The following is a 21493-nucleotide window of genomic DNA, read 5'->3' on the forward strand; positions in this document are numbered from 1 at the left end:
TCATGAACCAGGAAGATTCTTTACACCCCAGCAGCAACGAGATTGACAATATCAACACCCGCCATGAACGGCGCATGCAGCGCAAAAAAGCGCTGATGGATGAAAAGATAGAACAGGCACAAAGAAAAACCGGCGTGTTGCTGGTGCATACTGGTATGGCAAGGGTAAAAGCTCCAGTGCATTTGGTATGGTGATGCGGGCCATGGGGCATGGCATGAAGGTCGGTGTCGTGCAATTCATCAAAGGTGCCATGTCCACTGGCGAGGAAATTTTCTTGCGACGCTTTCCTGACGAAGTGCAATTTCATGCGATGGGCGAGGGTTATACCTGGGAAACCCAGAACCGTGAACGTGATATGGAAAAAGCCGGACTGGCATGGGACCAGGCCAGACAGTTCCTCAGCGACCCCGCGATTGGCCTGGTGGTACTGGATGAATTGAACATCGCGCTGAAATACCATTATCTGGATGTGCAAACTGTCATCGCGGATCTGGATGCCCGCCCCGAAATGCAGCATGTGGCGGTTACTGGCCGAGGTGCCTTACCAGAATTGATCGCGATTGCCGATACCGTCACCGAAATGCAGGTCATCAAGCATGCGTTTAAAGATGGCATCGTGGCGCAAGCCGGGGTTGAATGGTGAAAGTCTCGGCAAAAACAGTCCTGGTATCTGCGATTGCCTCAGGGCAGGGCAAGACCACGACCACGGCCGCGCTCGCCCGCAAACTGCTTGGCATGGGCAAGACAGTGCGTATCTTCAAGACTGGCCCTGATTTTATCGACCCCATGATGCTGGAACGTGCCTGTGGCGCAGCCGTGCATTCGCTGGACCTGTGGATGGTCGGCCATGCAGCATCACAAGCCATGCTGGCACAGGCTGCCAGCGAGGTTGATGTCATTCTGATCGAAGGAGTCATGGGTTTATATGATGGCAACCCGTCATCAGCAGATCTGGCGCGCGCTTTCGGTGTACCGGTGCTCGCGGTGCTTGATGCATCCGCCATGGCGCAGACAGTTGGTGCGCTGGCGATGGGTTTGCGTGATTTTGGTCCGGTTAATCTGGCTGGCGTGATCGCTAACCGCGTTGCCTCTGACGGCCATGCAAAAATGGTCGCAGATGCCATGCGTGACATCCCCCTGTTTGGCAGTTTGCGTCGCCAGGCAGAGGCGCTGCCAGAACGGCACCTGGGCCTGGTCTTGCCGCAAGAAGTGGCGCGTATGGAAGCGATTCTGGATGCGATGGCAAATGAGCTGGTGCTGGACATGGCAGTGTGGGACGCTTTGCCAGAAACCAGTTTTGATACCAGCGATATCGCAACATCCAGAAACACCAGCCTGTCAGGCAAGACCATCGCTATCGCACGCGATGCGGCATTTGCTTTCCTGTATCCGGCTAACCTCGATTGCCTGCGCGAACTGGGCGCAGAGCTGGTGTATTTTTCACCACTGGCTGACCAGGCCATACCTTTACATGCTGACGCACTCTATCTGCCCGGCGGTTACCCGGAACTGCATGCACAGACGCTGGCACAAGCGAGTAACTGGCTGGCGTCATTGCGCGCAGCACACGTCTGCAAGATGCCGATACTGGCTGAATGTGGTGGCATGATGGCGATTACCGAAGCCCTGGTTGACCAACAAGGCCAGCGCTGGCCCATGGCTGCGCTGATGCCGGGCCAGGTCATCATGCAACAAAGACTGGCAGCACTGGGCGCGCAGGCCTGGCAAACCGGGCAAGGAGAATTGCGCGGCCATACTTTCCATTATTCACGTTTTGAAACCTCTTTAAACGCGAATTCACATACAGTCAAACAGGCGACTGGCCAGGCTGGCGAAGCCATTTATCAGGACGGTAATCTGCACGCCTCTTATTTTCATGCCTACTTTGTGTCGAACCCGGCCGCAACGGCAGCCCTGTTTTTGAGAGCCGTAGAATGACACGCATACTGATCTTCGGCGGGGCGCGTTCAGGCAAAAGTGCCTATGCAGAGCAACTGGCTAAAGACTTTTGTGCAGCCGGGAAGTCGGTCATTTATGTCGCAACCGCAATCACATCTGTAACTTTAAAAGATGAAGAAATGCAGCAGCGTATTGCACATCATCGCGTGCGCCGTCCCGCGCACTGGATCACCGTGGAAGAAGCGCTGGAACTGGGCAGCCTCATACGAACACACAGCAAGCCAGATACCGTATTGCTGATTGACTGCCTGACCGTGTGGCTGTCGAATTTATTATTTTCTGAAAATCGCGATTATCCAGAAATGGGGCAAGTCAAGCCGCCTGAAAAATTTACATATGAGCGCCAGACCCTGCTGGATGCCCTGGCACAAGCTGCGGGCGATATCATCCTGGTGTCGAATGAGGTTGGCATGGGCATCGTTCCCATGGGAGCGGTTTCGCGCTGGTTTGTCGATGAAGCGGGCAGGCTGAATCAGGCAGTGGCAAAGACCTGCGACCAGGTGGTCTGGGTGGCGGCAGGTTTACCACTGTATCTGAAAGGCCAGTCATGCTGATGCTTGATGGTTTTGATACGGCCATTTGTCTGTTGCTGGGTGTGGCGCTGGACTTGGCATTTGGCGAGGCGCGAAGATTCCATCCACTGGTAGGTTTTGGCAATCTTGCCATCGCCATGGAACGCCATTTCAATAGCGAACATGCGAGTCGCTGGACAGGTGCAGTCGCATGGATGCTGGTGGTGTTGCCCTTTGTTACGTTGATCGAATACATCCTGATCTGGGCTACCCAGAACAGTGCCTGGCTAGCGCCTTTACTGGATGCCATCCTGCTATATGCCTGCCTGGGCCTGCGCAGCCTGCATGAGCACAATGCGCCGATACAGGAGGCACTGGAAAAAGGTGACCTGGCAGAAGCCAGGAAGCGCACTTCATATATCGTCAGCCGTGATACGGCAGAGGCTGATGAGGCTTACCTGTCCAAGGCGAGTGTTGAATCCGTGCTTGAAAATGGCTGTGATGCCGTCTTTGGCACGCTGTTCTGGTTCATTCTGTTCGGTGGTGCTGGTGCGGTGCTGTACCGCCTGGCAAATACTCTTGATGCGATGTGGGGTTATCGTTCGCCACGTTACCTCCGTTTTGGCTGTGCTGCCGCACGTATTGATGATGTCTTGAATTATCTGCCAGCCAGGTTGACTGCATTGACCTATGCTGTAATGGGCAATACGCAACTGGCATGGCAATGCTGGCAGCGGCAGGCACCACAATGGCCCAGCCCAAATGCCGGGCCCGTGATGGCGGCTGGCGCCGGGGCTTTGGGCCTGGCCCTTGGCGGCAGCGCCAGCTATGACGGTGTTGCTGAAATGCGCCCACCATTGGGTGAAGGCAAACCGGCTGCTGCGACAGATATCGCACGCGCCTTGCGTCTGGTATCTGGTGGCACAGGCGTCTGGTGCGGTGTAACGTTGCTGGCAGCCTTGTTTTTAAGCGGGGTTTTATATGCTTGAACATGGTGGCAATTTGCGCGATGCAGTCAGGCATTTCGGCAGGCCATTCGAGGACTGGATAGATCTTTCCACCGGCATCAATCCCCATTTTTATCCGGCACCGCAACTGACTGACCATGCCTGGCACCGCCTGCCTGAATATTCAGATGCCCTGGTAGCAGGCGCGCAAAACTATTATCGTGCACCTCAGATGCTGGCCGTCGCTGGTACGCAGGCAGCGATACAGGCCTTGCCACGTCTGCGTGGGGACTTGAGTGGGCTTTCCGAGGTTACGGTATCCGCCCCATCATATGCCGAACATGCCCATCAATGGCGCAAGGCGGGGCATCTGGTCAGTGAATGCAGTTATGACGCGCTGGAAGAGGCAACTTTAAGCGCCGACGTGGTGGTGTTGTGTAATCCGAATAATCCTACAGGTGCCAGTATTGCACCAGACGTTTTGTTGCGCTGGGCAGCGCAACTGGCAAACCGGGGTGGCTGGCTGGTGGTGGATGAAGCATTTGGCGATACCGTGCCGGCACTTGGTGTTGCTGCACACACGCAGGAGCCTGGCCTCATTGTCCTGCGTTCAGTTGGTAAATTTTTCGGGCTGGCTGGCATACGTTTGGGTTTCGTGGCCGCACCAACGGCCTTATTGCAACGACTGGCTGACTTTCTCGGCCCCTGGGCAATCAGCGGGCCTGCACAGCAAATCGCCATTGCTGCTTTACATGACCAGGAATGGCAACAACAGACTGCACTGCGCTTGCAGCAGGAAGGCCAGCGGCTGCGCCTGTTATTGACTGCAAATGGCATGCCTTCTTCCGGTACAGATTTATTTCAGTGGTGCAGTCACGCCAGTCTGGGTGGCCAGACCGACGCCCTTTGGCAATTCATGGCAGAGCAAGGCATATGGTTGCGTCGCTTTGCCGAGGCAGAAAACCGTCCGCATGGTCTGCGCTTCGGGTTGCCCGGCAGTGATCAGGCATGGGTACGCTTGCAACAAGCATTCGATGACTGGCGTGCTGTAAACCCTTGACGCCCAGGTTTGTGCCTCTTTCTACCGAAAGGCAAAAACACAGGCTTGCCAGCAGTATTTTGTATTTGATTTATCTTTGAAAATGATACGAATCATGTGTAAGTTTTTATCGCCTGTTGTATTTGCTGGAGTGATAGTAATGACCGGGCTGGCAGGGCATGCCCAGGCGTCGATCACCGTCACCGATGATCTGGGTAATCAGGTCACTTTGACCAAGCCTGCACAACGTGTCATCAGCCTGTCGCCGCATGTGACTGAGCTGATCTATGCGGTTGGAGCAGGCGAACGTATCATCGGTACGGTCAAATATAGTGACTATCCGCCACAGGCGAAAAATATTCCGCGGGTAGGCGATAACCGGCAACTTGACCTGGAACGTGTGCTGGCCATGAAACCCGATTTGCTGATCGTGTGGATGCATGGCGCTTATGAACGCCAGCTGGAAACCCTGCGCCAGTCTGGCATACCGTATTTTTTCAGCGAACCGCACAAACTTGAGAATATCCCTGAAACGTTCATAAAACTCGGTAGCCTGTTCGGCACAGAAAAACAGGCGCAAGTGGCAGCGGCAGAATTTCGCCAGCAAATACAGCAGCTAAGCAGCCAATACCAGAACAAGAGCAAGGTCAAAACTTTTTATCAGGTTTGGGGCAAGCCGCTCTACACCCTGAATGACAGCCATATCGTCAGCGATGCCATACGCATGTGTGGTGGTGAAAATATCTTTGGCAAGTTACCGGTCACGGCCCCGGTCGTCAGCACGGAAGCCGTATTGAAAGAAAACCCCGAAGCCATCATCACTGGTGATAGCAAAACCCAGGAAGTCAGTGGCATAGAACAATGGAAAACTTTCCCCAGCTTGCTGGCGACAAAAAACAATAACCTGATTTCCATAGAGGGTGACCTGGTCAATCGCTCCGGGCCGCGTATTATTGAAGGGACGAAACTGATTTGCCAGGCACTGGAACAGGCGCGTCAAAAACGTGAAGTAAAGAAATGACGGACAATAATTTATATCAACGCATAGCCTGCCTGTCTACCGAAGCAGTAGAAGTTTTGTATGCACTGGGTGCAGAAGACATGGTTGCCGGTATTTCTGGCTACACCACCAGACCATCGCGTGCGCGTGAAGAAAAACCCAAGGTCAGCGGTTTTTCTTCAGGCAAGATCGAGCGTATCCTGGCAGTCAACCCCGATCTGGTAATTTCCTATTCCAATATGCAGGCGGAATTATCGCGTGAACTGATCGCTGCTGGTATAGAAGTGCATGCGTTTAACCAGCGTGATGTCGCTGGCATCTTGCATATGATCAAAGTTCTGGCGAACCTGGTTGGCAGACAGGAGCAGGGGGCTAGCCTGATTGCAGAACTGGAAGCGCAAATTGCCATAGTCAGGCAACAAGCTGGGCACTGGACGCGCAGGCCCACCGTCTATTTTGAAGAATGGAATGACCCGCTGATGTCTGGCATAGGCTGGGTATCTGAACTTATCCACATCGCTGGCGGGCAAGACGCTTTTGCAGACCTGGCCGTGTTCCATAGTGCAAAGCAACGCATCATTGCTGACCCCAAAGAAGTCGTCAGGCGTGCGCCTGACATCATCATCGGTTCATGGTGCGGCAAGAAATTCCGTGCTGAAAGTGTCATGGAACGGGAAGACTGGGGCAGTATGCCAGCGGTAAAAAACGGCCGTGTCTTTGAAATCAAGTCGGCAGATATCTTGTCGCCTGGCCCGTCAGCGATACAGCATGGACTGCTGCAATTACATCTGCTGATCGCTGAATGGCAAGCCGCACATTGATAATGAAATAGGTCAAGTCATGAAAATTTCTACCCTGATGGTGCAGGGCACAACGTCAGATGCAGGCAAGAGTACAGTCGTCGCAGCGCTATGCCGCCTGCTGCACCGGCAAGGCGTGCATGTCGTGCCTATGAAGCCGCAAAACATGGCGCTCAACAGTGCGGTGACGATTGATGGCGGCGAGATAGGCCGCGCCCAGGCGCTGCAAGCCATTGCAGCAGGTTTGCCTGCCCACACTGACATGAATCCGGTCTTGCTGAAGCCGTCTTCTGATACAGGTGCCCAGGTCATCATCCACGGCAAGGTACGTGCCGATATGGATGCGCGTGACTATCACCAATACAAAACCGTGGCGATGGGTGCGGTACTCGAATCTTATGGTCGCCTGCAACAGCAATATGACGCCATCATCGTCGAAGGTGCAGGCAGCCCTGCCGAAGTCAACCTGCGTGACCGCGATATTGCCAATATGGGTTTTGCTGAAGCTGTTGATTGTCTTGTCATCCTGGTGGCTGATATTGATCGGGGTGGCGTGTTTGCGCATTTCATCGGTACCCTGGCCTGCCTGTCAGAAACCGAACAGCAACGCATTATTGGTTTTGTCATCAACCGTTTTCGCGGTGATATCCGTCTGCTGGAACCTGGCCTGGAATGGCTGGAAAAAAAGACAGGCAAACCGGTACTGGCCGTGCTGCCTTATTTGCATGGTTTGCAGCTTGATGCTGAAGATGCGATACAGTCCAGTCAGGGTGTTGCCGGTAAATTCCGCATCATCGTACCGGCGATTCCGCGTATTTCCAATCACACTGATTTCGATGCTTTGCGTGCACATCCGGATGTCGATTTGCAATTCATCGGCCCTGACAGAACCATACCGCCTGCTGACCTGATCATCTTGCCTGGCAGTAAAAACACCCGCGCTGACCTGGCATTTTTACAAGCGCAAGGCTGGCATATGGTACTGGAAAAACATTTACGCTACGGTGGCAAGGTCATCGGCATTTGCGGCGGTTATCAGATGCTGGGCCAGGTCATCAGTGACCCGCATGGGGTTGAAGGTGCCGCAGGTGATTCTGATGGCCTTGGCCTGCTTGATATCACGACAGAACTGACTAGGGAAAAACGCCTGCAACAGGTCAGTGGTGTGTGTGCCTTTGGTGATGCCCCGGTTCAGGCCCAAGTAGAGGGCTATGAAATTCATATGGGTATTACCTATGCCAGTAATGATACCTTGCCCGTATTTACCATCAATGGTGAAGACGAAGGCGCACGTTCGCCTGATGATTTGATCATGGGCAGCTACCTGCATGGCCTGTTCGACCATCCCGATGCCTGTGCTGCCTTGCTGACCTGGGCTGGTTTGCGTAGCGATACCAGGGTAGATCTGGCGGCACTGCGTGAACAAAGTCTTGACAGGGTGGCCGATGCTTGCGCACCCTTGCTGGCAGCCTTGCAAAAGCTGTAGGGTTTTACCGCTACGCTGTTTTGCTTGTGCCTTCATCGACAGGCAAAAGCTGCACAATGCCAAACGCCAGTTCAAACACGGTGAAAGCCAGAATGATCTGGCTGGCACCATGCACCACTGCATAGATCTGCCATGCGCTGAACAAAAATCGCCCGGCTGCATCGTAGCGCCCATAGAGAAGGCGCGTATCACGCAAGCGCAAAATAGCCCAGATTGTCACGATAGAACCCAGCAAATTCGCCATTAATACATGCGCAGGTGCAAAGGCTGGAAATTCACCTGCAATACCCAGACTGGTATTTAATTGCAGCAAACTTTGGTGCACCATTGCAAAGCTCCAGGGTGTGGCGAAGCCTATGGTGACGATCAGGTCATACCAGGCGCTGGCGCGTACGATATGCAAATAGCTTTTAAGTTGCATGAAATTCTCCGGATAAATAGAAAAGCACATGCTAAACCCTGGTGTTGAGACCAAGGTCAAGAAAAACTGGCAGAATTTAAATTTTAAAAATTCGCCAAAAAAGATGATGAGCATGCAACGAAGGAACTTAATTTTCATGCGCGTATCTCATCTGGGCGAAATGCACACATGATTGTTTTTAAAAGGAATGCTTTTGATTCGTAAAACCACGTCCGCCTCTATGCTGGCCTTGAGTTTGTTCAGCTTTCATTATCTGGTAATGGCCAGCCCCCAGGCAGAGGAAGCGCAAGCCGTAGAGATTTCTGCTACCAAAGACCCTGAACTGAAAACCTACAGACAAATGCTGAAGGGACTGGACGCCTTTGACCAGCAGCATCAGCTTGCACCTCATGCAAAACTGAAATTCAAATTATTGCCTGTTAAAGCTGATATCACACTGGATGGCGTGACCTTACGCATTGTCAGTGATGAAACAAGTATCAATGTGCCGCTCGATAGCGAAGGCCGGTTTGTGCTGCCCAGGGATGAGAAGGCCGAGGTTGACAAGGCGGACCTGGTACTGAACAAGAAAAAAGGACAGTTCCGCTGGCGGCCCGATATACGTACTGAAACGGTGCCCGCGGACAAGCGGCGACTGGGTGATTTGCGCCTGGAATGCGAAATTCGCTGGGCGGTAGAGTATGAAGAAGTGCCCTTTGTTACCCGCAACCTGTTTCGTATGGCTGGAGGGCCTTGTAATTCGTCTCATATTGCCGTGCATTATTGGGCTGGCAAGAAATTTACCGCTGCTTATCTGGTTGAAGGAGAGCGACGCTTGCAAATTGACAAGACGCCCAGCGGCCTGCAATTCATCCCGCCTTTGCATGATAAAAGCTGGGGTAATGATGCCCTGGTAGAGTTTGACTTTGCTGGTGCCACCGTGGATGCAAGCCCATCCACAGCACCCTCAAAGTAAGTGTGCATCACTTAAATTGCATATTGAATAATTATTCCTGGTAAATACGGCACTTTCACCAAAAATGCCTTCAAGGAATGATAAGCAGGTGCAAAGTATACTAGTCTTCTTTAGCGCGTCATGGCATGCTCATGCCATGACGCGCTACTGAGCAAACTCAAATAGGGACATCATTCAAAGGAAGCACTGTGAACGAACCGCTTTCTGTTTCTATAACATTGTCGTTCTTTGTCGACGAAACTGCCGGTACTTTGCATATGGAATATGCACCCGCAGAGAATAGCGCACCGCCCGACATCTCCGCTATTGAGTCCGCATTGCAGGCAAGCGCATTCGCCCACTACTACATAGATCCATCTGCATTGTCAGACTTTGCAAAAATGTGCAGGGAAAGCAAAGATAAGCAGAGTATGCAAATAGGTGCGCGCCGTGATGCCGAATTTTCCCTCGAAATTTCTGATGACTTATTGTCCGCGTGGCTGACCCTGCACCCCGCACAGGGCGGGAAGCCCATTGGCAATGCCGTCAACGACGCTTTACGCGAGGGAGGGATCATTCATGGGATTTTGCATGGCGAACTTGATGCCGCACTGGCCGCAGGGGTCTGTACCCATTTGCTGATCGCCGAAGGTGAGCCAGAAAGGCCAGGTGTGGCAGGGCGTCTGGAACCTTTGTTTGGCAGCCAAAAAAATATCGTCAACCAGAGAGATGAACTGGCAATCATCAAATTCCAGGAATTAAGCCATTTATTGCTGGTTCATGCAGGCGATGAATTGATGCGCCGTGTACCACCTGTACCAGGCAAATTTGGCATGAATATCAAAGGCCAGGTGATATTGGCCAAACCCATGCCCGAAATGGCTTTTGGTGCACAATTACAGGGTGCCGCGCCTGCCGAGAGTGATCCTGATCTCTTGCTGGCGACAAATGGCGGGCAACCCATGCTTGTTCCGGATGGGGTGATCGTCAACCCTGTGCTGCAAGTTCCCGATGTCGATTTAAGTACAGGCAATATCAGTTTTGAGGGTACCATACACGTCGACGGTGATATCAAGGCAGGCATGCGTCTGAGCGTGACGGGAGATGTCATCGTGGATGGACTTGTCGAGGCCGCAGAAATAATTGCGGGTGGTAATGTTGCTGTCAAAGGTGGTGTCATTGGCCTTGCAGAAAAGAAAGTAGGTACACAAAATCTGAGCGCTGCTACCTCGCGCATCAAATGTGGTGGCTCAGTGCAGGCTTTATTTGCAGAGCATGCCCATATAGAAGCCGGCAACAGCATCCAGCTTGAACAAAATGCCAGGCATTGCGAATTAATCGCCAGAAAAGAAATTATCGTCGGCAAGCCAGGTTCCGGTGTGGGCAATATTTTGGGTGGGCGTACCCAGGCAGCACTACTGATAGAAGCTGCTACCCTGGGCGCAGTGGTAGGTGCCAAAACACAGATACAGGTTGGTTTTGATCCCTATGTCGATGAGCAGATACACGGCAAGGAATATGAAATAGGCCGCAAGGCCGCTGAACTTGATCAATTGATCAAACTACAGGCGTTTTTCGTCACACACCCACAAAAAGCCGCAGGTGGGGTTGGCGAAAAGGTTGAGGCCAAACGCCTGTATTTACTGGCCGAGCTTGATCAGCTTGATGCTGACATTGCCGCTCTCGAAGAACAGCAAGAATTAATCGACAAGGCCAGTGTGAAAATCATCAAGAAAATCCATGAAGGTGTGGAAATTCAAATCGGCAAGCAGAAATGGCAAGTCAAGGAAGATGCCGGGCCGGGCAACTACCAGTTACGTGATGGGCACATCATTATTGTCTGAACAAACGATGCAGCGTGTTATTGCGCAGGCTTTTCCGGTTTCCATGCCTGTGCCAGTGCCAACGCTTCACTGACCTGTTCTTTAGTCATTTTTGCTTCAGCAAATTTCCGGTACACGGCACTGTCATCATAGTCACCAGCAAGACTTAGCCATTTATAGGCTTCCACCATATTGATATCGACCCCGCGGCCCTTGAGATAGATCAGGCCCATCTGATACTGGCCGCTGGCATTGCTTTGATTTGCTGCTTTCAAAAACAATTCCCTGGCTTTGGCAAAATCGCGTGGCACACCTGTGCCGGTCACGTACAGTATACCCAGGCTGTATTGGGCATCTGCATAACCCTGGTCTGCGGCTTTCCTGAACCAGGATGCGGCTATGCCATGATTCGAAACAACAGCTTTTCCTTTTGCATACATGCGCCCCAGGTTGACCTGTGCCCTGACGTTACCCTGGTCAGCTGATTGCTGAAACCAGGACATCGCCTGCTTGTAGTCTTCTGGCACACCTTCTGCATTCAGGTACATTAATCCCAGATTGAACTGGGCGTCAGCATTGCCTTTTGCGGCAGCGGCTTTGAATGATTCCAGTGCGGTGGGGAAATCACCTTGTTCGTAAGCACTGACGCCATCGCTGAAATCATCAGCAAATGTCAGGCCTGCAGCCAGGACAAAAATCAGGGGAAGAAAATACTTGCTTACTTTGTACATGACAGTCTCACTGAACAGGTCAACCATAAAATGCCAGCATTGCCAATATAAGCTATTTTAGCAAGAGCCATCGCCCGCAAGCGATTTTTCGAGCGCCTCAAGAAATTGATGCACATGGTAGGCATCGACAAGGCCGTGATGGGCAAAGCTGGCGACAGGTAATAGCAGGCGTTGATCCTGCCTGAAAAATTTGCCTACAGAGATCTTGGGCACGCTGTCTTTGCGGTCAAACTGGCGGGCATGCGTCAGGCCTGTAAAGCTTATCCAGGGTATCGCTGAAAAATGAATGACATCTTCGCGCGCGCATTCCTCATTGAAGCACAGGCCGCTGCTGTTTTTAATCTCGTCCATGGCCAGGTTGGCCCGCGCGACGAAGCTTGTAAAGTCAGCGTCGTAATAGATAGGGCAAAAGCCGAAGGTGTGATCAGCACGCTGTATGGTGGCATTGGCATGGATGACGGCATAATCAAACACCTTGCCATCCTCAATGCGGTAACGCATGGCATCCGTATGGTTGATGGCATGCAAGATCTTATGAAGGTAGAACAGGAAAAACGATAGCTGGTTTTCCTTGCAGTGTTGATATGCCCAGGCGCAATCGACATTGGCATTGAGGCCATGGAAGGGTTCATCAAGCTGCGAGAAAAAGGCGAAATGTTCACGCCGGTTCCAGGTGTTCAGGTCTAGCTGTTTTTTCATATCGGGGTCATGTCAAAAACAAAAGGGGCAGAAAATTCTGCCCCTATGATAGCTGGTGAGTGCTGCTTGCTCAACGCATTGCGGCAATCATTTTTTCCAGTTTGACGGTGTCGGCGCAGAAAGCACGTATGCCTTCGGACAGTTTTTCTGTTGCCATGGCATCTTCATTCAATTCAAAGCGGAAAGTCTTTTCATCCATACTGACTTTTTCCAGATCCGATGTCAGTGCCATTTCCTTGCTGAGCTTCTGACTGACATTGCTGGTGCTGTCGCTGAGTTTTTGTAACAGATCAGGGCTGATGGTCAGCAAGTCACAGCCTGCCAGTTCGAGGATTTGTGATGTGTTGCGAAAGCTCGCACCCATGACTTCTGTGTCATAGCCAAATTTGCGGTAGTAGGCATAAATTTTCTTGACAGACAAGACGCCCGGATCATCTGCACCAAAAATCTCCTGGCCCGTTTGTTTTTTATACCAGTCATAAATACGACCCACGAAAGGGGAAATCAGTTGCGCGCCGGCTTCAGCGCAGGCAATCGCCTGTGCCAGGCAGAACAACAAGGTCATATTGCAGCGTATGCCTTCTTTTTCCAGTATCTCAGCGGCGCGTATGCCTTCCCAGGTAGACGCGATCTTGATCAGGATGCGGTCACGCGGGATGCCTGCGGCTTCATACATGGCGATCAACTGACGGCCTTTGGCAACGGTCGCTTCGGTATTAAATGACAGACGTGCATCGGTTTCGGTGGAAACCCGGCCTGGTATGACATTCAGGATCTGCAAACCGAAGGCGACCAGCAAATGGTCTATGGTTTCATCAATGGATTTGCCCACCGTGTCCTTGACTGCTTTTTCCAGCAAAGGCAGATACTCCGGCTTTTGTACTGCTTTCAGTATCAGCGACGGGTTGGTGGTGGCATCCCTTGGTGTGTAGGCCTGTATCGCCTGAAAATCACCTGTATCGGCTACGACGGTCGTGTACTGCTTGAGTTGTTCTAGTTGGTTCATAGTAGTAAGCAAATGAGGATACAAATGAAAGTGCAGAAAATGAAAAAGTAACAATCAGGGGTTTACTTCAATTACCGGTTCGCCTGTAACAATATCACCAATCACTGCGGCATCCAAGAAACCGGCTTCACGGAAAATAGTCAGAACCGCATCAACTGCCGTGGGGTCACATGCAACCAGCAGGCCACCGGATGTCTGTGGATCTGTCAGCAGTGCATGTTGTGCGGCACTGATGTCACGGTGTAGTTGAACCTCACTACCATAGGCTGCCCAGTTGCGCGCAGACGCACCGGTCACATAGCCATCGTGAGCCAGTTGTTGTACACCCTTTAACAAGGGTATGTCGGCCATGCTCAGCTTTGCCGCCAGACCTGAGCCACGGCATACTTCCAGTAAATGTCCCAGCAAGCCAAAGCCGGTCACATCGGTCATGGCATGGACGGCATTCAAGCTTGACAGCGTTTGTCCGGGCTTGTTGAGTCTGGTGGTGCTGTCTATCATGCAGGCATAGCCGGCTTCATCCAGCGCCTCTTTCTTTAAGGCAGCGGACAAAATGCCTACGCCCAAAGCTTTGCCAAGTATCAGTTTGTCGCCTGGCTTGGCAGCATCATTGCGTTTGACTCTGGAAGGGTGAATCAGGCCCATGACAACCAGGCCATAGATAGGTTCGACGGAATCAATGGTATGACCGCCAGCGATTGGTATGCCAGCCTCGGCGCAGATGGCTTCGCCGCCCTGGATAATCTTGCCGATGACATCCAGCGGCAGTTTATTGATGGGCATGCCAACCAGGGCCAGCGCCATGATGGGCGTGCCACCCATGGCATATACGTCAGAAATGGCATTGGTCGCAGCGATACGGCCAAAATCATAGGGATCATCGACGATGGGCATGAAAAAATCGGTTGTTGCAATGAGTGCCTGCTCATCATTGAGCTTGTACACAGCGGCATCGTCCGAGGTTTCTATGCCCACCATCAGGGCGGCAGGAACGGGGAATCCACTGGATTTCTTCAGGATCTCGGCTAGCACGCCAGGTGCAATCTTGCAGCCGCAGCCTCCACCATGTGAAAATGAGGTAAGACGAATTTGCTGATCGGTTTCGCTACTCATGGCTTGGTATGCTTATGCTTGTCTGAAGTAGATGATTATACGCCGGACCGACAAGTATAAAAAAAGCGAGTACCGAAGTGATCGCTTTTCTATGATATTGCTTATGCAGCAATGTCTATGTTGTTTCTGTTTGCATGGAAACAAACTTCTCTGGAATCGCTGTGTCAGTGTAGCGAGCGGTGTCAGTTTGAGTTGAGAAGCGCAACCGTACTAAAGTACGGTGAGCATTACAGGCTCAGAATGAGCACCGCGCTTAATTTACACGGTGATTCAATCAGTAGTCGCCAAATGTACGACGTGCACCGCTGTCATTCGAACGATTGCCTTTATAGCCGCCGCCTTCTTTGCGAGGGCCAGCGCTGGTACCAGTCGAAGCGCCAGCTGGTTTGCTGAAGCTGCGTTGGCCAGGCTTGTTCGCGCCATAACCACCGCCACCACCTGCGCCTGCGCCGGTTTTGCGACTGTCGCCTGGTTTCCAGCCGTTAGGCTTGCGTGCAGCGGAGCGTGCGGGTGCTGCTGATTTCTTTGGTTCAAAACCTTCGATGACATCGACTGGAATCAATTGCTTGGTGAAGCGTTCGATACGTTTGACGTGCATGCCTTCAGCATGGTTCACCAGAGAAATTGCCAGGCCTTTACGACCGGCACGGCCAGTACGGCCAATACGGTGGACATAATCTTCCGGGAATTTAGGCAAATCGTAGTTGAATACATGCGTAATCGCCGGAACGTCAATACCGCGGGCAGCGACGTCAGTGGCAACCAGTACGCGTACTGTGCCACGACGTAATGCGTCCAGAGTACGGTTACGTGCACCCTGGTGCATGTCGCCATGCAGGGCAGCAGCAGCAAAACCGGCAATGTTCAGACGGTCAGCAATGGTGTCTGCATCACGTTTGGTCGCTGTAAATACAACGGCCTGGTCGACGGTAGTGTCGCGCAGCAGGTGATCAAGCATGCGGTTTTTGTGGGACAGATCGTCCACAAAGTGAACGCGCTGCTGAATGTTTTCATGCTTGCTGGCAGAACCGGCGATCTGGATGACCAGAGGCTCAGTCGTGATGCGTTTTGCCATGTTACCGACGACGCCATCCAGTGTTGCAGAGAACAACATGGTTTGACGTGTAGGAGGTGTGGCAGCAACGATTTTTTCGATGTCGTCGATGAAACCCATGTCCAGCATGCGGTCAGCTTCATCCAGAACCAGCATTTGCAGTTCAGAGAAATCGATCTTGCCGGATTCCATATGGTCGATCAGACGGCCAGGTGTTGCCACCAGGATTTCTGGATTGCGGGACAGCAATTGCATCTGTTTAGGATAAGGCATGCCACCCAGGATGGACACGGCCTTGATACGGCGTGAATAAGCGCTGTATTTGTCAGTCGCTGTAGTGACTTGCAAAGCCAGTTCGCGGGTTGGTGTCAACACCAGCATTTTTGGTTTTGCAGCAACGAAACGTGGTTTGTCGCCACGTGAACGGGCAGCCTGACGTTCTTGATTCGGGGTTTTGCTGCTGGCAGCGTCATAGCTGACAACTTCAGCAGTAACCAGTTTATGCAGGGCAGGCAACATGAAAGCGGCAGTTTTGCCGGAGCCGGTCTGGGATGAGACCATCAGGTCACGACCTTCAATCGCGGCAGGGATTGCCTGTTCTTGTACTGATGTTGGCTTGGTATAGCCGGAATCAGTCAGAGCGCGGATGATGTTGACGTGTAGGCCTAGTGCTTCAAAAGTCATGAATTTCTTTCGTAATGAGGACCGGTGCAAAATGCGGCAGCGTCATACTTTAGAAGGGTAATTAATACCGTTCAGATCAGCATGCTCTTGCCGGAACGATCTTGCATCAGTTCCAGTGTTAATTTGCGCGTAGCAAAACTAACGCGCGCAACAATGCAGCGCCAACCAAACGAAATGAACACAGAAAATCCAACAAGGGACGACAATGAAATTTCGGCACAAAAGCTTTGCGCCGGTATGATGTCTATGGATTACTACCAGACATGCGAGGCGGGAGGGCTTTTACATGCTATCCACATGGTGCTTGGATATGCATAGGCTTGCGATGCTACTTGGTTTCGCGCTGTAAATTTATATTGCAGCGCAAAAAACGAGACTATACAGGATTTTTAAGGAAAATGCAGTACTTTTTGAGATTAAAACTCAACGCCTGCGCCAGCAAAAATGCTGCCAATAGAAATCGGCGCTGCCATCTTTGTCAAAGCGGAAACGTTTTTCCTGCCAGCCCAGTGCGAATAATGACAATACCTGGTCATAATAGGCTTCTGGCTTGACGGGCTGGGCTTGCAGCCGTAATTGTTGTTGCGCCAGGGCCTTTTTTGCATCCAGCGCCTGCAGGAAGGGTAATATGGCCGCAGAAAAGCCGGCAGTACCGGGGCCGTTGATGTCGCCGGTCATGATATTGATGAATTCAGGTGGGAATGCCTTGCTCTCTATCAGTGTTGACATGGGGCGCAACTGCTTGAGCAGCTTGGCACGTTCCGGGTCTTTTTCTGCCATCAGGCCCGCCCACAGGTAAATTCTGATGGCGTTATAGCCGCCCTGGCCTTTTTCTGTACCCTGGCTGTCGGGCTGAAACCCTTTCGGATTGTCATAGATGATCCAGTCGGCAGCATAACCTTTTGGGGCGCTGCCGGCGATCAGACGCATGGCGGGGGCGATCATGCGCTTCCAGCGCTCGTCTTTTTCTTTGCTTTCAAACCAGCGCAATAATTGTATGGGCACATAACTGGCATTGAGTTTCCATTGATCGCCGGGCAGGACAAAGCCTGTTGGTGCTGGTAATAAACTCAGGCCAAGACCGGGGATGTCTGAAGTCTCTTCATTCAATATCCTTTGCGCGATCAGGCTTGACAGGGCGGAATAACGTTTTTCCTTCCACACTTCACCAGCCACACCCAGGGTATAGGCGATCCACAAGTCAGCATCCGACGCCGGGTTTTTGTCTATGATGCCCCAGCTATTGTCTTCTTTTTGACCCCATTGCCAGGCAGGCAGCCGGACAGTCATGTCGCCGCCAGCCAGATTGTTCTCTGTCCACGTCAAAATACGCTGGAAAGCCGCTGTATCATTTGCTGTCAGCGCAAAATACAGGGCATAGGCCTGACCTTCAGATGTCGTGGGCTTGCGCGTGCCACTGTGGTCTATGACACGGCCATCTTCGGCGACGAAGGTCTTTTTAAAATGATCCCAGGCTGGCCAGGCTTCATTGCACGAAGCTGCCAGGGCGCTACCATTACGCAACACGGTACCTACGATGAGGGTCATCACCAGCAATGTATTTCTTGACCAGGCTGCACTGAGAATTGTCATAAGCATGCTTTTGTTTGGGCAATACAAATAATGCGAACGGGTTTACAGGTGAAAGTGTAAGTCAATGCGTGTGAATTGCGCATCAAAATTGTGTTGCCCGGTATTTTACCGCCTGGACCAAGCTGACTTGCCTGGGGCGGACAATGCTAAGACGGTGTAACGCCTTAAAGAAACAAGGCAGGACGCATGTCATGCATCCTGCCTTGTTCATGTTTGAAGCAGTTTGAATCAGTCTTCTTGACTCAAATTTTCAGATTAGTGGTCATAAGAATCTGAATTCAAGCCCATGACATGCGAGAAACCGCCATCGACATAGGTGATTTCGCCAGTGATGCCGTTTGCCAGTGGTGACAGCAGGAAGGCGGCGGTATTACCTACATCTTCAATGGTCACATTACGACGCAGTGGCGCATGTTCAGCAACGAAGCCCAGCAATTTACCGAAGTCTTTAATGCCACTGGCAGCCAGGGTTTTGATCGGGCCGGCTGAAATACCGTTGACGCGTATACCTTTTTTACCCAGATTTTCTGCCAGGTAGCGTACTGAGGCTTCCAGTGAAGCCTTGGCCATGCCCATGGTGTTGTAATGCGGGATAGCACGGATGGCGCCCAGATAAGACAAGGTCAGCAAAGCAGAATCAGCCTTTAACAGAGGCAGGGCAGCTTTTGCCAGTGCCGGGAAGCTGTATGCCGAAATATCATGGGCAATACGGAAGGCTTCGCGCGAGAAACCATCAAGGAATTCACCAGCAATGGCTTCGCGTGGTGCAAAGCCTATGGCATGTACCAGGCCATCCAGGGTATCCCAGGATTTGCCGAGGTCAGCGAACACGGCGTCGATTTGTTCGTCGCTGGAAACATCGCAGTCAAATATCAGTTTGCTGTCGAATTCGGCAGCAAAATCAGTGATGCGGTCCTTGAACCGATCACCTACATAGGTAAATGCCAGTTCTGCGCCTTCACGCTTACAGGCCTGGGCAATGCCATAAGCGATGGAGCGGTTGGATAACAAACCGGTGATCAGAATTTTTTTGCCTTGCAGAAATGCCATGTTGACTCCAGATATAAACACAAGCTGCTGCTTTGTCAGGCCAGGCCTTGCGACTATGCATCAGGATTGTGCTTTGGTTTTGGAAGAGATCAGAAACACGACCCGCGTTGCTATTGATTTGCCATAGCTGCGAACAGGTGAAATTTCAGACACTTCCGTCTCTCTAATAGGTCCAGCTAAACGGGTTTTGTGGCGAAGTGTAAAGCATGTACTCCCACAACAGGACGGAATTGTAGATGTTAAGGGTGAATCGGGCAAATACTTACTGATAGATTCAATTGTTTATTTTGCATCATGCTTTGTTTGCAATGTCTTTTTTGCCATGCGACTGATGGAGATATTGTTTTTTTCATCCGTTAAGGTCGATAAATCTACCCACGCAAGATCGTGTGATTCTTCGCTGACAGAGAAGTCAAGCCGCTGTGCCTGTAACAGGAAGCGCAAGTCGTAATGATAGTGCTCAGGTTCGTTTTGTCTGGCGGGTATGTTATGTGCATCAACATCAAACAGCGCGCTGTGCACCAAATGCAAGTCATGCATGCCGCTTTCTTCCTGTGCTTCGCGGGTAGCAGCGGCTTGTACACTGGCATCATCAGCGTCCATGTGGCCACCAAGCTGCAACCAGCGGTTCAACTTTTTATGATGGGTCAGCAGGGCGCGTGTCCTGTCCGGCGACAATATCCAGGCCGATGCTGTCACGTGACCTGCCAGGGTTTGGCGGCTACAGCATTTTTCAGTGCGGGTGACAAAATCCAGCGTCTTTTGCAGGTGTGCGGCCTCAGTAGCGTCAGCAGGCTGGTGCGCTTTGAGTAAAACGATGAGCTGGTCTTGCATGGGGATATGGTGATCTGGTTTTTGTAAGCATGCCCTGTCCGCTGGTCTGTTTCGCGCCCTGCCATGATCAGGCAAAGCGCGAGACAGTCTGGCATGGCGAAAGCCTAGTGTTGCAAGCCTTTTGGAATGGCGTTAAGCAAAGTCCTGGTGTAAGCCTGGGTAGGGTTCAGGTACAAGTCATCGGAATTGGCCAGTTCGACCACCTTGCCCTTGTTCATTACCATGACCTGATCGGCGATATATTTCACCACAGCCAGGTCATGTGAAATGAAGATGTAAGACAGACCAAACTCTTCCTGCAAATCCTGCAAGAGATTGAGCACCTGCGCCTGCACTGACACGTCGAGTGCCGATACCGATTCATCGCAGACCAGCACTTCCGGTTTCATGGTCAGGCAGCGTGCAATGGCAATGCGTTGTCTTTGTCCGCCTGAAAATTCATGCGGATAGCGATGGAAAGCAGCGGTGGGCAAGCCGACTTTTTCCAGCAACTGATAAGCCATGGCAGAGCGTTCACCATCGTTGGCACCGATGTTGTGGATGTGCATGGGTTCCATCAAAATCTGCCCTACGGTAAAGCGCGGGTTCAGCGAGGCATAGGGGTTCTGGAAAATGATCTGTATGCGGCGTTTGTAATGATGGAATTCCTTGTTCGACATGGCGAGTATGTCTTTGCCTTCAAACAGGGCCTGACCAGACGTTGCCTGATGCAGGCGCATCAGGGTCAGGCCGACCGTGGTCTTGCCGGAACCTGATTCACCCACCACCCCCAGGGTTTTGCCGCGGGCCAGTTTGAAAGAAACACCTTCGACTGCCTTGAATTCTTTCTTGCCAAAGAAACCTTCACGTGAATAAAAGCTTTTGCCAAGATTATTCACTTCCAGCACGATGTCTTCATTGCCTGTCAAACCGCGCGGACGCTGTTTTTGATCAACCAGGGCACCATTGTTGTTCATGAAATCAGCAATCACCGGCAAGCGCCATGGACGGGTATCGAGTGTCGGGCGGCAGTGCAGCAGGGCCTGGGTATAGGTATCTTTCGGGTTTTCAAAAATCTGCTCTACCGTACCGGCTTCACGGATTTCACCATTGCGCATGACGATGACATGGTCGGCAATTTCACCGACCAGCGCCAGGTCATGCGTAATAAACAGTACGGACATCTTGTGTTTGATACGCAGGGCATCGATCAGGTCAATGATCTGCTTTTGTATGGTGACATCAAGGGCCGTGGTCGGTTCATCAGCGATCAGCAATTTCGGTTCACAGGCAATCGCCATGGCGATCATCACCCTTTGCTGCTGGCCGCCAGACATCTGGCTGGGGTAGGCATCGATTTTATTGGAAGGGTCAGGAATGCCAACTTCTTCCAGTAATTCTATCGCGCGCTTGCGCGCTTGTCTGGCATCCATGCCCATATGTAGCCGCAAGACTTCTGCGATCTGGAAACCGACCGTGAAGACTGGATTCAGCGAGGTCATCGGCTCCTGAAAAATCATGGATATTTCTTTACCACACAGATCACGTCTTTCAGCGATGCTCAGTTCCAGCAGGCTGCGGCCTTCAAAAATGATTTTGCTGTCAGCAGCGATGCTGGATGTATCTGGCGGCAGCAGACCCATGACGGCCAGTGAGCTGACCGATTTGCCGCTGCCCGATTCACCGACAAGAGCAACGGTGGAATTGCGAGGTATTTCAAACGAAATCCCCTTGACGGTTTCCACGCTGTCTTTTTTATTGATGCGGAAAGACACGCGCAGGTTTTCTACTTTCAGCAAAGCTTGATGTTGATTATCTTGGCTCATGGT

19 protein-coding genes and 1 pseudogene are annotated in these 21493 nt (G+C 51.8%); 10 read left to right on the top strand and 10 right to left on the bottom strand.

The window, feature by feature from the left end; genetic code table 11:
• Positions 1 to 2: 2 nt before the first annotated feature.
• From cobO to ACO0LH_RS24580, 8 genes and pseudogenes are all read left to right on the top strand, one after another.
• Positions 3 to 643 (top strand): annotated as a pseudogene (cobO, locus tag ACO0LH_RS24545) (cob(I)yrinic acid a,c-diamide adenosyltransferase).
• A complete protein-coding gene (locus ACO0LH_RS24550; RefSeq protein ID WP_422943770.1) occupies positions 637 to 1938 on the top strand; it encodes a cobyrinate a,c-diamide synthase in 1302 nt (433 codons plus the stop codon). Before cobO ends, ACO0LH_RS24550 begins: the two are co-directional and overlap by 7 nt.
• Positions 1935 to 2513 (top strand): bifunctional adenosylcobinamide kinase/adenosylcobinamide-phosphate guanylyltransferase, encoded by a 579-nt coding sequence (cobU, locus tag ACO0LH_RS24555; RefSeq protein WP_422943771.1) that lies wholly within the window; start codon positions 1935 to 1937, stop codon positions 2511 to 2513. The genes ACO0LH_RS24550 and cobU overlap by 4 nt, the downstream gene beginning before the upstream one ends.
• Positions 2513 to 3460, top strand: a complete 948-nt coding sequence (cbiB, locus tag ACO0LH_RS24560; RefSeq protein WP_422943795.1) for an adenosylcobinamide-phosphate synthase CbiB — start codon at positions 2513 to 2515, stop codon at positions 3458 to 3460. The genes cobU and cbiB overlap by 1 nt, the downstream gene beginning before the upstream one ends.
• Positions 3453 to 4478 carry a threonine-phosphate decarboxylase CobD gene (gene cobD, locus ACO0LH_RS24565; protein ID WP_422943772.1) on the top strand — a complete coding sequence of 342 codons (1026 nt, stop codon included), beginning with the start codon at positions 3453 to 3455 and terminating at the stop codon, positions 4476 to 4478. The genes cbiB and cobD overlap by 8 nt, the downstream gene beginning before the upstream one ends.
• 94 nt (positions 4479 to 4572) lie before the next feature.
• Entirely contained in the window at positions 4573 to 5478 is a 906-nt protein-coding gene (locus ACO0LH_RS24570; RefSeq protein ID WP_422943773.1) for a cobalamin-binding protein, read from the top strand.
• Entirely contained in the window at positions 5475 to 6278 is an 804-nt protein-coding gene (locus ACO0LH_RS24575) for a cobalamin-binding protein (RefSeq protein ID WP_422943774.1), read from the top strand. The genes ACO0LH_RS24570 and ACO0LH_RS24575 overlap by 4 nt, the downstream gene beginning before the upstream one ends.
• A gap of 37 nt (positions 6279 to 6315) precedes the next feature.
• Positions 6316 to 7743, top strand: coding sequence for a cobyric acid synthase (locus ACO0LH_RS24580; RefSeq protein ID WP_422943796.1), 1428 nt, complete (start codon positions 6316 to 6318; stop codon positions 7741 to 7743).
• Positions 7744 to 7753: 10 nt separating this feature from the next.
• Here ACO0LH_RS24580 and ACO0LH_RS24585 read toward each other — a convergent pair whose 3' ends face one another.
• Positions 7754 to 8164, bottom strand: coding sequence for a hypothetical protein (locus tag ACO0LH_RS24585; RefSeq protein ID WP_422943775.1), 411 nt, complete (start codon positions 8162 to 8164; stop codon positions 7754 to 7756).
• A 193-nt stretch (positions 8165 to 8357) separates the two neighbouring features.
• Between ACO0LH_RS24585 and ACO0LH_RS24590 the strand changes: the two genes are divergently transcribed.
• Together ACO0LH_RS24590 and ACO0LH_RS24595 are read left to right on the top strand one after the other, a co-directional pair.
• Positions 8358 to 9119 (top strand): hypothetical protein, encoded by a 762-nt coding sequence (locus tag ACO0LH_RS24590; protein WP_422943776.1) that lies wholly within the window; start codon positions 8358 to 8360, stop codon positions 9117 to 9119.
• 188 nt (positions 9120 to 9307) lie between these two features.
• Entirely contained in the window at positions 9308 to 10942 is a 1635-nt protein-coding gene (locus ACO0LH_RS24595) for a DUF342 domain-containing protein (protein ID WP_422943777.1), read from the top strand.
• Between the two features lie 17 nt (positions 10943 to 10959).
• Here ACO0LH_RS24595 and ACO0LH_RS24600 read toward each other — a convergent pair whose 3' ends face one another.
• From ACO0LH_RS24600 to ACO0LH_RS24640, 9 genes are all read right to left on the bottom strand, one after another.
• Positions 10960 to 11652 (bottom strand): tetratricopeptide repeat protein, encoded by a 693-nt coding sequence (locus ACO0LH_RS24600; protein ID WP_422943778.1) that lies wholly within the window; start codon positions 11650 to 11652, stop codon positions 10960 to 10962.
• Positions 11653 to 11709: 57 nt separating this feature from the next.
• The gene (locus ACO0LH_RS24605; protein WP_422943779.1) at positions 11710 to 12351 is read right to left on the bottom strand and encodes a CatA-like O-acetyltransferase; all 642 of its coding nucleotides are present in this window, start codon (positions 12349 to 12351) and stop codon (positions 11710 to 11712) included.
• Positions 12352 to 12421: 70 nt separating this feature from the next.
• Entirely contained in the window at positions 12422 to 13357 is a 936-nt protein-coding gene (gene tal / locus ACO0LH_RS24610) for a transaldolase (protein ID WP_422943780.1), read from the bottom strand.
• A 54-nt stretch (positions 13358 to 13411) separates the two neighbouring features.
• Positions 13412 to 14470: a selenide, water dikinase SelD gene (selD, locus tag ACO0LH_RS24615; protein ID WP_422943781.1), complete on the bottom strand. Its 1059-nt coding sequence runs from the start codon at positions 14468 to 14470 to the stop codon at positions 13412 to 13414.
• Between the two features lie 274 nt (positions 14471 to 14744).
• On the bottom strand, positions 14745 to 16208 hold the full coding sequence (locus ACO0LH_RS24620; protein WP_422943782.1) for a DEAD/DEAH box helicase: 1464 nt from the start codon (positions 16206 to 16208) through the stop codon (positions 14745 to 14747).
• 423 nt (positions 16209 to 16631) lie between these two features.
• Positions 16632 to 17801, bottom strand: a complete 1170-nt coding sequence (gene bcsZ, locus ACO0LH_RS24625; protein WP_422943783.1) for a cellulose synthase complex periplasmic endoglucanase BcsZ — start codon at positions 17799 to 17801, stop codon at positions 16632 to 16634.
• 255 nt (positions 17802 to 18056) lie between these two features.
• Positions 18057 to 18851 (bottom strand): enoyl-ACP reductase FabI, encoded by a 795-nt coding sequence (gene fabI, locus ACO0LH_RS24630; protein WP_422943784.1) that lies wholly within the window; start codon positions 18849 to 18851, stop codon positions 18057 to 18059.
• Positions 18852 to 19133: 282 nt separating this feature from the next.
• Positions 19134 to 19685, bottom strand: a complete 552-nt coding sequence (locus ACO0LH_RS24635) for an NUDIX hydrolase (RefSeq protein ID WP_422943785.1) — start codon at positions 19683 to 19685, stop codon at positions 19134 to 19136.
• A 104-nt stretch (positions 19686 to 19789) separates the two neighbouring features.
• Positions 19790 to 21490, bottom strand: coding sequence for an ABC transporter ATP-binding protein (locus ACO0LH_RS24640; RefSeq protein ID WP_422943786.1), 1701 nt, complete (start codon positions 21488 to 21490; stop codon positions 19790 to 19792).
• Positions 21491 to 21493: the final 3 nt, after the last annotated feature.

Source organism: Undibacterium sp. TJN19 (assembly GCF_049339485.1).
In the GTDB taxonomy this organism is placed as follows: Bacteria; Pseudomonadota; Gammaproteobacteria; order Burkholderiales; family Burkholderiaceae_D; genus Undibacterium.

Coding starts and splice junctions, on each gene's coding strand:
- cobD (WP_422943772.1), top strand. CDS start 3,453: ATGCTTGAACATGGTGGCAATTTGCGCGATGCAGTCAGGCATTTCGGC.
- tal (WP_422943780.1), bottom strand. CDS start 13,357: ATGAACCAACTAGAACAACTCAAGCAGTACACGACCGTCGTAGCCGAT.
- ACO0LH_RS24575 (WP_422943774.1), top strand. CDS start 5,475: ATGACGGACAATAATTTATATCAACGCATAGCCTGCCTGTCTACCGAA.
- ACO0LH_RS24605 (WP_422943779.1), bottom strand. CDS start 12,351: ATGAAAAAACAGCTAGACCTGAACACCTGGAACCGGCGTGAACATTTC.
- ACO0LH_RS24570 (WP_422943773.1), top strand. CDS start 4,573: ATGTGTAAGTTTTTATCGCCTGTTGTATTTGCTGGAGTGATAGTAATG.
- fabI (WP_422943784.1), bottom strand. CDS start 18,851: ATGGCATTTCTGCAAGGCAAAAAAATTCTGATCACCGGTTTGTTATCC.
- ACO0LH_RS24635 (WP_422943785.1), bottom strand. CDS start 19,685: ATGCAAGACCAGCTCATCGTTTTACTCAAAGCGCACCAGCCTGCTGAC.
- selD (WP_422943781.1), bottom strand. CDS start 14,470: ATGAGTAGCGAAACCGATCAGCAAATTCGTCTTACCTCATTTTCACAT.
- ACO0LH_RS24550 (WP_422943770.1), top strand. CDS start 637: ATGGTGAAAGTCTCGGCAAAAACAGTCCTGGTATCTGCGATTGCCTCA.
- ACO0LH_RS24585 (WP_422943775.1), bottom strand. CDS start 8,164: ATGCAACTTAAAAGCTATTTGCATATCGTACGCGCCAGCGCCTGGTAT.
- ACO0LH_RS24580 (WP_422943796.1), top strand. CDS start 6,316: ATGGTGCAGGGCACAACGTCAGATGCAGGCAAGAGTACAGTCGTCGCA.
- bcsZ (WP_422943783.1), bottom strand. CDS start 17,801: ATGACAATTCTCAGTGCAGCCTGGTCAAGAAATACATTGCTGGTGATG.
- ACO0LH_RS24640 (WP_422943786.1), bottom strand. CDS start 21,490: ATGAGCCAAGATAATCAACATCAAGCTTTGCTGAAAGTAGAAAACCTG.
- cobU (WP_422943771.1), top strand. CDS start 1,935: ATGACACGCATACTGATCTTCGGCGGGGCGCGTTCAGGCAAAAGTGCC.
- ACO0LH_RS24620 (WP_422943782.1), bottom strand. CDS start 16,208: ATGACTTTTGAAGCACTAGGCCTACACGTCAACATCATCCGCGCTCTG.
- ACO0LH_RS24600 (WP_422943778.1), bottom strand. CDS start 11,652: ATGTACAAAGTAAGCAAGTATTTTCTTCCCCTGATTTTTGTCCTGGCT.
- cbiB (WP_422943795.1), top strand. CDS start 2,513: ATGCTTGATGGTTTTGATACGGCCATTTGTCTGTTGCTGGGTGTGGCG.